The sequence below is a fragment of the Roseateles sp. P5_D6 genome, from assembly GCF_054049415.1.
Map to the genome: position 1 here is coordinate 379,702 of NZ_JBFUMK010000002.1, position 13,102 is coordinate 392,803.

Below are 13,102 nucleotides of genomic sequence, written 5' to 3' on the forward strand. Positions count from 1 at the left end.
TTCTCAGGGAGTCGCGCGGCCCAGGTTGCGCAGCCAGAAGGCCTCGTACTTGCGGTGCCAGCCAGCGGGCTTGACGACGCCACCCATGGCATGCACGCCGTCGGGGTCGAGGAAGAGCTCGACCAGCGACTCCTTGCCCGAATCCAGCAGCTCGCGGTAGACGTTGACGGTGTCCTGGTACAGCACGTTCGGGTCCTGCATGCCGTGCACCAGCATCAGCGGCTTCTTCAGGCCCTTGGCCAGCGGCAGCAGCGAGTATTTGCGCAACACCGGCTTGGTGCGGTCCGTGGCCTTGCCGATGGTGCGGCCGCTGTACCAGCTGTTGTAGTTCTCCCATTCGGTCGGGCCGGCTCCGGCAATGCCGGCGGCGAACAGATCGGGCCGGGTGTACATCGTGTACTGGGTCTGGAAGCCGCCAAAGCTCCAGCCATTCAGGCCGATGCGCCGGGCGTCCACGCCGAACTGCGCGGGCAGCAACTTGACGAGGTCTTCCAGGTCCTCGGCCTGGGGCTCGCCGGGGCGCTCCCAGTTGGCGTCGGAGAACTTGCGGCCATAGTTGCTGTGGCCGCGCGGGTCGACGGCGATGGTCACATAGCCATGCCTGGCGGCCATGTATTGGCCGAACAGATAGGCGGTGTTCTGGAAGCTGTCGACCTCGACGATGTGGCGGTCGTTCAGCGGGCCGCCGTAGACGTAGACGATGGCCGGGCGCTTGTCGGCCGCGGTCCAACTGGCGGGCTTGAAGGCATAGGCCTCGATGCGGTCGCCATGGCGGTTGGTGAAGTTGAAGCGTTCGGGCCGCAACAGTTTCAACTCGCCCCAGGCCTTGTCATTGCTGTCGGTCAGCGTGCGCGCCGGCGTCTTGCCATCCGTGGCCAGCAGCTTGAGCTCCGGGCGCTGGGCCCAGTTGCCGGCCACGGCGCCGACCCATCGGCCGTCCTCCGAGGCCGCCGCAGCACGGTGGTACTCGCCCGCCGCACCCAGGGCCTGCGTGGCGCCGCTGGCCAGGTCGACGCGCAGCACATTCATGGCTGCCATGTCGCCCTGGTTGGCCAGCACGAACATGGCCTTGCTGTCGGCCGTGAAACCGATCACCTGATGGGCCTCGAACTCGCCCTTGACGAGGGGGCGCAGCGCCTTGGTGGCCACGTCGATGGCATAGGGCTGGCGCCAGCCGGCTTCGTCCAGGGCCAGCACCAGCGTCTTGCCGTCGGGTGTGAAGCGGGGCTTGAGCACGTTGACCACCTCGTGGCCGACCTCGCCGCGGCGCTCCAGCACCATCTCGGGCTTGGCGGATTCGTCGCAGGCCGCCGGGCCGCTCCCAAGGCCTGCAGCGCCCCCTTGGGGGGCAGCCGTCGTACCCGACGGCTGGGGGCAAGAAGTCTTACCGATGTAGACGCGCAGCAGCTCCTTGTCGCGCTCCCAGGTCGTGAAGGCATAGCGGCTGCCGTCGCGCGCCCAGGCCACGTCGCTCATCTCGAACCAGACATCGCCGCCGTTCTGCGTGAACACCGGCGCCGGCTGCTTGCGCGGCGGCTCGTTGCCGGTGGGCAACTGGCGGATATAGAGGGCCAGCGGCTGCTGGTTGCGCTTGTCGTCAGACACCTCGCGGTTGACCTTCTTGGCCGTGGCCCAGCGCTCGCTGTAGTTCATGATCTCGACCTGCTTGGGCGGCGGCGCCGGCTTGTCGTCGGCCGTCTTCAGCGGCGCCTTGGCCAGCAGCGACATCCAGCGGCCGTCCTCGCTGATGGCCGTCTGGTCGATCTTGTATTTCTTCTGCTCGTCGTCCGGGTGGATGAGCTCGCGGTTGATGACTTGCACGCCGGCCTGCTTGAAGCCGCTGCGCAGCACGCGGGTCTCGTCGGTGTAGATGACGCCGCTGTCGTCGGCCGTGTAGGCGACGAGCTTCAGGTCGCGCTGCGTGGCCACCAGCGGCTGAACGGCCGGGATCTTGTCGTCCGCCTTCCAGCGATAGAGGCCGCCACGGTACTGGAAGACCAGTTCGTCCGCCTTGTGCGCCCAGGCGAACTGGCTCGGGCCAGGGTAGAGATCGGCGGGCTTGAGCTTGTCGCGGGCCAGCTTCTTCTTCAGCTCATCGCGGAGCTCCCAAAGCTCTTTTTCCTTGTCCTTGTCGGGCGACGAGGCGGCCGATGCCGGCGCTGCCGCAGGCACCGGCTTGCCGGCGCGCCTGGCAGCCAGCGCGGCCATGGCCTGCTTCTCAAGCTCGGCCTCGGCCTTGTCGGCGGCCTTTTGCGCGTCGTCCTTGGCTTTCTTCTCGGCAAGCTCCTTCTTCAGCGTCTCGATGGCAGCGGTTTCCCACTGCGACAGATTGACCTTCTCGCCGCGCAGATAGGCCTGCTGCGCCACCTCACGGGCCTGGCGCTCGGCGTATTCGGTGTTGCGCTGCCGGAGCTTCTTGTCGAAGCGCTCCATGTCCTCCGGCGCCTCGAAGGCCGCCATGACCTGGGGCGACGTGATGCGCTGCGTCTTGCCGGTCTTGGTGTCGTGCACCCAGAGATCGGTGCCGGGCTCGCCGAACGGGCTCCACAGCCAGGCCAGGTAACGGCCGCTGCGGCTGAAGTCGGCCTCCTTGGCAGGCTCGCCGCGATAAGGCTCAGCACGGAAGATCTGCTCGAGACTGGGAACGGGCTTGGGCGGCGCGGTCTGTGCCTGCAGGGGGGCGGCGGCCGACAGGGCCACGGCAAGGGCCAGGCTGCTGATGGCAGCGAAGGTCACGGGCTTCAAGGGGGTCTCCTGAGTTGGCCCCAGGGAAGCGCTGAGCAGGCCGCGCGATGCGGCGCGCCCTGGTTTGGAATGAGCTGCAAGGCGCAAACCACAGCCATAGCCCGGCTATGGCGCGGATTTGCAACGCAGCAGATCGCCCAAAGCAGGGATGCGCCGCGCGCGCGGCCTGCTCAGTGCTTCCCTAAGGTTAGGGGCAACGAATTCTAAGAAGCAGGCGCGGCGACCCCCATTCGTCACGGGATCGTCGTGGCAGGCGGCGACGTGGAAGCCTTGGACTTGCGCCACAGCGCTACGCCGACGTGGATGGCCAGGCCGAAGACGAACAGCATCACGGCGCCCAGCGTCCACACCACCCAGGCCAGCACCGTGACGCCGCCCGTCAGCGACGGCAGCGCGCTGGCCAGGGATTGCAACTGCGGCGACAGCGTCTCGACCGTCGACACCAACCAATCCGCCACTGCCGAGGGCAGCCAGTCTCTCAGCGACTCCGGCAAGCTCCAGCCACCCGAGCCGACGCTGCCGGCGTGGGCCAGCAGGCCGGTGAGAAACGACTGCACCGCCCACACGAGGCTGGACCACAGGGCCAACAGCAGCAAGACCAGCACCCAGCCCACAACGAACGCCATCGCAAACCTCTCCGGTCAATTGAACGGTGCAGTGTGTCCGGTCCGATGTCTCGGACAAAGCAGGCGGAGCCGCAACCGGACTTCTGGAAAACCGAAGCGCGGCCGAGTCAGCCCACCCGTGCCAGCACTGGCTTCAAGGCCACGCCCGTGTGACTGCCGCTCGCCACCACCTGTTCCGGCGTGCCTTCGATGACGACCCGCCCACCCGCATCGCCGCCCTCCGGCCCGAGATCCAGCACCCAGTCGGCTTCCGCAATCACATCCAGGTCATGCTCGATGACGACGACCGAATGCCCGCCTGCCACCAGGCGATGCAGCACGCGGATCAGCTTCTCCACGTCGGCCATGTGCAGGCCCACCGTCGGCTCGTCCAGCACATACAGCGTGTGCGGCGCCTTCTGCCCCCGCCGCGCCACGTCGTCCCGCACCTTGACCAGCTCCGACACCAGCTTGATCCGCTGCGCCTCGCCGCCCGACAGCGTCGGTGAAGGCTGTCCCAGCGTCAGATAGCCCAGCCCCACGTCCTTCAGCAACTGCAGCGGGTGCGCGATCGACGGCATCGCTGCGAAGAACTCGACGGCCTCGTCGACCTCCATCGCCAGCACGTCGCCAATGCTCTTGCCGCGCCAGGACACGCCCAGCGTCTCCGGGTTGAAGCGCTGGCCATGGCATTGGTCGCAAGGCACCTTGACGTCGGGCAGGAAGCTCATCTCGATGGTCTTCATGCCCTGCCCTTCGCAGCCCGGGCAGCGGCCTGCACCGGTGTTGAAGGAAAAGCGCGCCGGCGCATAGCCGCGCGCCTTGCTCTCCAGCGTCTCGGCGAACAGCTTGCGGATCGCGTCCCAGAAGCCGATGTAGGTGGCCGGGCAGGAGCGCGGCGTCTTGCCGATGGGGGTCTGGTCGACCTCCAGCACGCGGTCGACCTGGGCGTGGCCTTCGATGCCGTCACAGCCGGTCCATTTGGCGGGGGCCTTTCTCAACGGCACCGCAACGGCCATGCCTGCCAGCAGCACGTCGCGAGCGAGTGTCGACTTGCCCGAACCGGACACGCCCGTCACGGCCACCAGCCGATGCAGCGGCACGTCCACCGTCACGCCCTTGAGGTTGTGCAGGGCCGCGTTCAGCACGGTCAGCTTGGGCGCATCGGCCTCGATGGGTCGGCGCGCCTGCAGCGGGTGGATCAGCGGGTGGGCCAGCATGCGGCCCGTGGTCGACTCAGGCTCCAATGCCAGCTGCGCCGCCGTGCCCTGAGCCACCACGCGGCCACCGCGTTTGCCGGCGCCGGGGCCGATGTCGATGATGTGATCGGCGCGGCGGATGGTGTCCTCGTCGTGCTCGACGACGACCAGCGTGTTGCCCTTGTCGCCAAGTGTCGCCAACGCCTTCAGCAGGATCTGGTTGTCGCGCGGGTGCAGGCCGATGGTGGGCTCGTCCAGCACGTAGCAGACGCCTTGCAGGTTGCTGCCGAGCTGCGCGGCCAGACGGATGCGCTGGGCCTCGCCGCCCGACAATGTGGGCGCCGCACGGTCGAGCGTCAGATAGCCCAGGCCAACCTCTTGCAGGAACTCCAGCCGGCCGAGGATTTCGCTGACCACGTCGCGTGCGATGTCGGCGTCGCGGCCATGCAGGTGCAGGCCCTTCACCCAGCTGTGCGCCTCGCCGACGCTCCAGGCGGCGACGTCGCCGATGCCCTTGTGCTCGAACTCCACCGAGCGTGCGGTCGGATTCAGGCGCGTGCCGTGGCAATCGGGGCAGACCGCGTCGGTCAGACCTTCGACCTCGGCCTCTTCAGATGGGAAGCTCTGCTCGCGGCCGCGGTTGTCGTCGGACTGCACGCTGTCGTCGAGCTCCTTGCGCTGCTCGCGCGTCAGCGCCAGGCCCGTGCCGACGCAGCCCTTGCACCAGCCGTGCTTGGAGTTGTACGAAAACAGGCGCGGGTCCAGCTCGGGATAGCTGGTGCCGCAGACCGGGCAGGCGCGCTTGGTGGAGAAGACCTTGACCGTGCCGACGCCAGCGCCGGTCGAGCCTTCTTCCACGCTGAGGCCGTCCAGCGGCGCCAGCAGGTGCAGCACGCCTTTGCCGACGTCCAGCGCCTTGGCCAGCAACTCGCGCAGCTCGGCCTCGCGTGCGGGCTCGATGACGAGGTCGCCGACCGGCAGTTCCAGCGTGTGCTCCTTGAAGCGGTCAATGCGCGGCCACGGCGACGTGGGCAGGAACTCGCCGTCAACGCGCAGATGCGTATGGCCGCGGCCCTTGGCCCATTTGGCGAGGTCGGTGTAGACGCCCTTGCGGTTCACCACCAGCGGTGCGAGCAAGCCCACATGCTGGCCGCGGTAGTCACGCATCAACTGGGCAGCAATCGACTCGACGCTCTGCGGCCGCACCGGCGCGCCGTCGTTGATGCAATGCTGCACGCCCAGCTTCACATAGAGCAGGCGCAGGAAGTGCCAGACCTCGGTCGTCGTCGCCACCGTGCTCTTGCGGCCGCCGCGGGACAGGCGCTGTTCGATAGCGACAGTGGGCGGGATGCCCCACACCGCGTCCACCTCGGGCCGGCCGGCCGGCTGCACGATGCTGCGGGCGTAGGCGTTCAGCGATTCGAGGTAACGGCGCTGGCCTTCGTTGAACAGGATGTCGAAGGCCAGCGTGGACTTGCCGGAGCCGGACACACCCGTCACGACATTGAACTTGCCGCGCGGGATGTCGACGCTCAGGCCCTTGAGGTTGTGCTCGCGGGCATTGACGATCTTGATGGCCTCATCGGCCTGGCGGCGGCCGCGGATGATGGACTGCAGCGCGCGGCCTTCTTCCACGGCCATGGCCGGGCGGTCCATGTGCAGCGCGTAGTCGCGCAGCGCGGCGGCGGTGTGCGAGCTCGCATGCTTGGTGATCTCCTCGGGTGTGCCGACGCAGACGACCTCGCCGCCGGTCTCGCCTCCTTCGGGGCCGAGGTCGATGAGCCAGTCGGCCGCACGGATGACGTCGAGGTTGTGCTCGATGACGATCAGCGAGTGGCCGGCGGAGAGCAGCTTGCGCAATGCGCGCATGAGCTTGGCGATGTCGTCGAAATGCAGGCCCGTCGTCGGCTCGTCGAACAGGAACAGCGTGCCCTTCTTGGCGACGCCGAAACGCGGTGACGCCGCCGCCTCGGCCAGGAAACCCGCAAGCTTGAGGCGCTGCGCCTCGCCGCCCGACAACGTCGGCACCGGTTGGCCCAGACGCACGTACTCCAGGCCCACGTCGACGATGGGCTGCAGCTTGGCCAGCACGGCGCGGTGCTCGCTGAACAGGTTCACCGCCTCGGCGACGGTCAACTCCAGCACGTCGGACACGCTCAGGTCTCTATCCTTCAGCGCCAGCTTCACGTCCAGCATCTCGGCGCGGAAGCGCTTGCCGTCGCAGTCCGGGCAGCGCAGGTAGACGTCGCTGAGGAACTGCATTTCGACATGCTCGAAGCCCGAGCCCCCACAGGTCGGGCAGCGGCCGTCGCCGGCGTTGAAGCTGAACATGCCGGCCGTGTAGCTGCGCTCGATGGCCAGCGGCGCGACAGCGAACAGCTTGCGGATCTCGTCGAAGGCGCCGACATAGCTGGCCGGGTTGGAACGCGCCGTCTTGCCGATGGGCGACTGGTCGACGAACACGGCGTCGGCGAGGAAGTCGCCACCCAGCAGCCGCTCGTGCGCGCCGGGCGTCTCGGTCGCCTTGCCGAACTGGCGGGCCAGCGCGGGATACAGCACGTCCTGCATCAGCGTGCTCTTGCCCGAACCGCTCACGCCGGTCACGACGACGAGGCGCTGCAGCGGGAACTCGACTGTCACGTCGCGCAGGTTGTGCTCGCGCACGCCTTCGAGGATGAGCTTGGGCGTCGATTCGTCCACCAGCCGCTTGAGCCCCATGCCGACGTGCTTGCGCCCGCCGAGGTAGGCGCCGGTCAGCGTGTCGGCCGAGCGGATGTCGTCGGGCGTGCCGTCGTAGACGATCTGCCCGCCGCGCTCGCCGGGGCCGGGGCCCATGTCGATCAAGCGGTCCGCCGCCAGCATGACCGCCGGATCATGCTCGACGACGACCAGCGTGTTACCCGCATCGCGCAGGCGCTGCATGGCCTGCACGATGCGGCCCATGTCGCGCGGGTGCAGGCCGATGCTGGGCTCGTCCAGCACGAACAGCGTGTTGACCAGCGAGGTGCCCAGCGCCGTCGTCAGGTTGATGCGCTGCACTTCGCCGCCGGAGAGGGTGCGGCTCTGGCGGTCCAGCGTCAGATAGCCCAGGCCCACGTCGCACAGGTAGCGGCTGCGGTGGCGGATCTCGTCGAGCAGCAGCTTCAGCGCTTCGTCCAGCATGGTGCTGGGCAGCTGCAGACCGTCGACAAAGTTGCGCAGGCGCTGGATGGGCAACTGCATCAGGTCGTGCAGGGACAGGCCCGGCAGCGTCTCCAGTTGCTGGCGGCTCCAATCCACGCCGACCGGCAGGAAGCGTTGCTCCGCGGGCAGTGCCACGTCGGCCAGTTCCTTGGCGCCGACGCGCCACAGCAGCGCCTCGGTCTTCAGCCGCGCGCCGCGGCAGGAAGGGCACTCGGTATAGCTGCGGTACTTGGACAAGAGCACGCGGATGTGCATCTTGTAGGCCTTGCTTTCGAGGTATTCGAAGAAGCGCTTGACCCCGTACCACTGCTTGTTCCAGTTGCCGTTCCAGTTCGGCGTGCCGTTGATGACCCATTCGCGGTGAGCGGCGGAAAGATCCTTCCACGGCGTGTCGCGCGGGATGCCGGCTTCGCCGGCGTATTTCAGCAGGTCCTCCTGGCAGTCCTTCCACGCCGGCGTCTGCATGGGCTTGATGGCGCCGTTGCGCAGGGTCTTGCGGTCGTCGGGAATGACGAGGCCAAGATCGACGCCGATGACGCGGCCGAAGCCGCGGCAGCTGTCGCAAGCGCCGAAAGCGGAGTTGAAGGAGAACAGCGCCGGCTGCGGGTCGGCGTAGCGGATGTCGCTTTCGGGACAGTGAAGGCCGGTCGAGAACCGCCAGAGTGTGGCGCCGTCGTCACCGACGTGAACATTCACCCGACCCGCGCCGCGCTTCAAGCACAGCTCGATGGCTTCCATCGCGCGCTGCTTGTCGGCCCCCTGGATGCGGAAGCGATCGGCCACCACATCCAACACCTTCTTGCCCTCAACCTCGCGTTCGCCCTGCACCCGCGTGAACCCGCTGGCGGACAGCCACTGCTGCACCTGCTCCGCGCTCGTGTTGCCGGGCAGTTCCACCGGGAAACTGAGCACCATCCTGGGGTCCCCGGCTGCTTCGCCACGAGCCAGCAGTTCCACATAAATGCTCTGGGCCGTGTCATGCCTGACCGGCAGCGCCGTCTTGCGGTCAAACAGCTCCGCCGCGCGCGCAAAAAGCAGCTTCAGGTGGTCATTCAGCTCCGTCATGGTGCCCACCGTGGAGCGGCTGGTGCGCACCGGGTTGGTCTGGTCGATGGCGATGGCGGGCGGCACGCCATCCACCTTGTCCACCGCCGGGCGGTCCATGCGGTCCAGGAACTGACGGGCGTAAGCGGAAAAGGTCTCCACGTAGCGACGCTGGCCCTCGGCATAGAGGGTGTCGAACACCAGGCTGGACTTGCCCGAGCCGCTGGGCCCGGTGACGACGGTCAGCTCCGCTGTGCGCAGATCGAGGTCAAGATTCTTGAGGTTGTGCTGCCGAGCGCCTCGGATGCGGATCAGACCGTCAGACATTGATGGGGGCCAAAACGACAAAGGCGAGCAGTGTAGGGAGACGCATGGACGAAAACTGTCAGCACCCGCGACCGACGAGCGGTCGTTTCAGGCGACATGAGCGGCCCAAGTCGCACTGCATTCATGGGGCATCCGGTTGCGCTGCGGCGCCAGCTGAGGCAACAATGGCTCACGGCTCCTCGAGGGCCGCATAAGAAAAGAACAAGCTGACACAAGGACATGGGGATGGACAAGTCGAGGTTGCCCGAGCCGGCGCAGGTGCTGGTTCCCTTCTGGCTCAATGCCGCCACCGACGGTGCGGGTGTTGACGCGCCGGAGCCCGACGAGGGCGGTACCGCCCCGAGCCAACGACAAGCCCAGGTCCTGCTCGTCGAGGACAACCACATCAACCAGGTCGTCGCGCTGGAATTCCTCGCGCTGATGGGCGTTCAGGCCCGCCTGGCCAGGAACGGCCTCGAAGCCCTGTCGGCCTGTGCCGAGTCCGCCCCGGATCTCGTGCTGATGGATATCCAGATGCCCGGCATGGACGGCCTGGAATGCGCCCGCCGCATCCGCACCCAGCAGCGTGAAGGCAAGCTGCCCGCATTCCCCATCCTGGCACTGACGGCCCATGCGCTGGACGCCGACGTGGCCGCCAGCCTCGAGGCCGGCATGGACGAGCACCTGACCAAGCCGCTGGACTTCGTCGCACTGCGCACGCGGCTGCAGCGCTGGCTCCAGTTGCCCGAGCCGAACTGACAGACCCAGCGCCTAGACCCGCGGCCCCGCATACAAATGCCAGCGGGATCGCCCCGCACGCTTGGCGTCGTAGAGCGCCAGGTCGGCCGCCTTGTACAGCCCGTCCACATCCTGCGCGTCGCGCGGATAGCAGGCGGCACCGATGCTCGCGCTGGGCAGCGTCAGCGATGACTGCCCCTGAGGCAGCACCTGGGCCAGCGCCTGGGCAATGCGGCGGCATACCGCTTCCGCTGCAGCCGGCTCGATGGTGTCGGGCAGCAGCACGGCGAACTCGTCGCCGCCCAGCCTGGCCGTGCGATCCGCTTCCCGCACGGCGAGCCCCAGGCAGGCGCTGACCGTCCTCAGCACCGCGTCGCCGGCGTCGTGTCCCTGGGTGTCGTTGATCTGCTTGAAATGGTCAAGGTCGATCAGCAGCAGGTACAGCCCCAGCCCGTTGCGCTGCGCCTGGGCCATCAGGTGGCGAAGGTCGTCGTTGAACAGGCGCCGGTTGGCCAGCCCGGTCAGGCCGTCGTAGTAGGCGAGTTGCTCCAGCTGCTGCTGGCTTCTCTGGAGCTCGCTCGTGCGCTGCTCCAGCGCCACCGTGCGCTCGGCCACCAGCAACTCCAGCGTGCGCTGGCGCCGCCGCAGGATCAGCGTGCGCGCCTGCATCATCGCGACGAGCAGCGCGGCCACCGCCACGCCCAGGCCGACGCGAAACCACAGCATCTCGTGCCAGCGCGGCCGCACATGCAGCGGCAGCCGCAACACCTCGGACCACCCGCCCTGCGCGCCGGCGCCGCGCAGCTCCAGCACATGGTCGCCGGGCGGCAGATTGGTGTAGGTGGCGATGCGCCGGTTCGGCTCGGTGGCGACCCAATCGGCGTCGACACCCGGCAACCGGTATTCGTAGCGGTTGCGTTCAGGCGCGCCGTAGTCGAGCACCGAGAACTCGACCAGCAGGCTGCGTCGCTGTGGTTCGAGAGTCAGGGCTTCGTCGCCGGGCGAGGCCGGTGGCACCACGGCCCGCACACCGCCCAGCCGCACTTCAGTGATCACCAGCGGCGCCGGTTCGGCGCGGGCCACGGGCTGGCGCGGGTCCACGATGGTCAAGCCGCCGATGCCGCCGAACAGCAGCATGCCGTCGGCACTGGACGCGCCCGCGTTGGTCCAGTAGGTGGGAATGCCCACCCCCTCGGCCGCGCGCAGGCTGCGCACGCGCAGGCTGTCCTGTGCGATGTGGGCGATGCCGCCGTCGGTGCTGGCCCAGACGTCGCCGTTCGGTGCCAGCACCAGCGCGTCAACGCCGTTGTGCGGCAGTCCTTCGGCCAGGGTGATGCGCCTGACCTGCGGTTGGGCTTGCGGCGCCTGCGCGGCCTCCATCACGCGCACGCCGGCGCCGAAGCTGGCCACCCACAGGCGGCCAAGGCGGTCCAGCAGCATGGAGGAGACATAGCCAACGGGAAAGCCGACCCGGCCGGGCGCGTCGGGCGCCAGCCGGCTCAGCGCCATCGTGGCCGTGTCCAGCCGCAACACGCCCGTGCGCGTGCCCACCCACAGCACGCCGTCCCGGCCCGCCAGCAGCGCGGTGACGCGCTGCTCGTCCAGGCGGCTGCCGTCCTCATGCGCCAGCACGCTCAGTTGCAGGCCATCGGCCGGAGCCACCGCCCACAGGCCGTCGAGACCGCCCAGCCAGAGCCGGCCGTCCTGCATCGCCATGGCCCACACCGAGGCAGTGGGTGAGCGGCCGGGGATAGCCAGCCGTTGCACCGCTCGGCCATCGGCCGTGGCGCGATACAGCCCGCGCTGGGTACCGAGATAGACCACGCCGTCGGGCGCGCGCACCATGCTCAGCACGCGGCCTGGCGGCAGCGCGGTGGCCGGTATGGCAGCGTCGGGCCGCAATGCCGCTGTGCGGCCCTGATCGGCCCTGACGATGTCGATGCCACCGTCGCCCGTGCTGAGCCAGACGCTGCCATCGGGCATGGGCAGCACGCAAGGCACGTTGAGGTGGCTGATGCCGGCCGTTGCGCCGGGGCCGCCGAACCAGGTGCTGACCGTGACCTGGCGCGCGTCGTGGTGGCTGAGCCCCGTGTCGGTGGCGACCCAGAGCAGCCCGCTGCGATCGCGGTACATCGCGGCGACGTCGTCGTCGGGCAGGCTGGCCGCGCTGTCCGAGCGGTGCCGCACGCGACGCATCTCCCAGCGGCGGGTGTCGATGCGCAGGATGCCGCCCCCATCGGGGGCCAGCCACACGTCACCCGGCGCGGCCTCGGCCATCACGCGGATCGGCGCGTTGCCCAGCCCCGTCACGTCGGCGCCAGCCGCCTGCAACAAGCGATGCAACGGCACCGCCTCGGCCTCGGGCTCGGGCTCGATCACGAAAACGCCATACGAGCGCGTGCCGACCCAGACCCGCCGCTGGCTGTCCAGCAGCAGCCTGGCGACGAATGGCGCGTGCTCTTCGGCCGGCAGCCCGACCTGCACGAAACGATCGCTGCCGGCACCGCGACGGAAGAGGCCCTTGTCGGTGCCAACCCACAGGCCGCCCGTCGAGTCGCGCAGCAGCGCCAGCACGGCGCCATCGGGTAGGCCTTTGGTCCCGGCCAGTACCGCGTGGCGCTGGACCGTACCGCGGCTGGTATCCAGCAGGTCCAGACCGGCACCGGTGCCGACCCACAGCAGGCCGTTGCCCTCGTCGAGCATGGCGTGCACGCTCTTGCGGCTCAGCGCCGCGCCGGCAGCCAATGGGGCGACGAAACGGTCGGTGCGCGCCTCGTACCGCACCAGGCCACCGGCGCTGGTGCCTACCCAAAGACGCCGTTGGTCATCGACATGCAGCGCCTGCACGTAGCTGTCGGGCAAGGCACCGGACGAAGCCATGTCGCTGACGTAGTTGCGAAGCTGATAACCATCCCAACGGGACAGCCCGGATTGCGTGGCGATCCAGAGGAAGCCTTCGCCGTCCTGGGCCAGCGCGGTGAAGGACATCGGCGCGACCAGCACCTGGTGGAACACCGCATCCGAACGGGCGGCCCAGGGCGTGGGGGCGGGCTCGTTCGCCGCCCATGCGCCACCGCCCAATGCAAGCCCAAGCAGGGCGGCGAAGCGCAGCCCTGTGTTGATCAGCGAGAAAAAGTGACCCATGCCGTCGCAAGGCGCATGCACGGCTGCAGCTTGCGCGCAGCGGCGCATTTCGCGCGTCCTCTGACGGTCAGGATACGGTACAAAACCACTGCGACACCAGCTGCCGCGGACTTGTTGCAACTGCGGCTGGCGCCGGGA

The 13,102-nt window shown here is 68.5% G+C and carries 5 protein-coding genes; 1 reads left to right on the forward strand and 4 read right to left on the reverse strand.

The window, feature by feature from the left end:
* Window positions 1-3: 3 nt before the first annotated feature.
* The 3 genes from ACXJKM_RS03735 to uvrA form a co-directional block, all read right to left on the reverse strand.
* The gene (locus ACXJKM_RS03735; RefSeq protein ID WP_457350414.1) at window positions 4-2,736 is read right to left on the reverse strand and encodes a S9 family peptidase; all 2,733 of its coding nucleotides are present in this window, start codon (window positions 2,734-2,736) and stop codon (window positions 4-6) included.
* Between the two features lie 242 nt (window positions 2,737-2,978).
* The gene (locus tag ACXJKM_RS03740; RefSeq protein ID WP_457322948.1) at window positions 2,979-3,371 is read right to left on the reverse strand and encodes a hypothetical protein; all 393 of its coding nucleotides are present in this window, start codon (window positions 3,369-3,371) and stop codon (window positions 2,979-2,981) included.
* Between the two features lie 107 nt (window positions 3,372-3,478).
* Entirely contained in the window at window positions 3,479-9,103 is a 5,625-nt protein-coding gene (gene uvrA / locus ACXJKM_RS03745) for an excinuclease ABC subunit UvrA (RefSeq protein ID WP_457350334.1), read from the reverse strand.
* A 225-nt stretch (window positions 9,104-9,328) separates the two neighbouring features.
* On the opposite strand from uvrA, the gene ACXJKM_RS03750 reads away from it, so the two are divergent.
* Window positions 9,329-9,841 (forward strand): response regulator, encoded by a 513-nt coding sequence (locus ACXJKM_RS03750; protein WP_056202681.1) that lies wholly within the window; start codon window positions 9,329-9,331, stop codon window positions 9,839-9,841.
* Window positions 9,842-9,853: 12 nt separating this feature from the next.
* On the opposite strand, the gene ACXJKM_RS03755 is transcribed toward ACXJKM_RS03750, so the two are convergent.
* The gene (locus ACXJKM_RS03755) at window positions 9,854-13,012 is read right to left on the reverse strand and encodes a two-component regulator propeller domain-containing protein (protein ID WP_457350336.1); all 3,159 of its coding nucleotides are present in this window, start codon (window positions 13,010-13,012) and stop codon (window positions 9,854-9,856) included.
* Between the last annotated feature and the right edge of the window lie 90 nt (window positions 13,013-13,102).

Coding starts and splice junctions, on each gene's coding strand:
- ACXJKM_RS03740 (WP_457322948.1), bottom strand. CDS start 3,371: ATGGCGTTCGTTGTGGGCTGGGTGCTGGTCTTGCTGCTGTTGGCCCTG.
- uvrA (WP_457350334.1), bottom strand. CDS start 9,103: ATGTCTGACGGTCTGATCCGCATCCGAGGCGCTCGGCAGCACAACCTC.
- ACXJKM_RS03750 (WP_056202681.1), top strand. CDS start 9,329: ATGGACAAGTCGAGGTTGCCCGAGCCGGCGCAGGTGCTGGTTCCCTTC.
- ACXJKM_RS03755 (WP_457350336.1), bottom strand. CDS start 13,012: ATGCGCCGCTGCGCGCAAGCTGCAGCCGTGCATGCGCCTTGCGACGGC.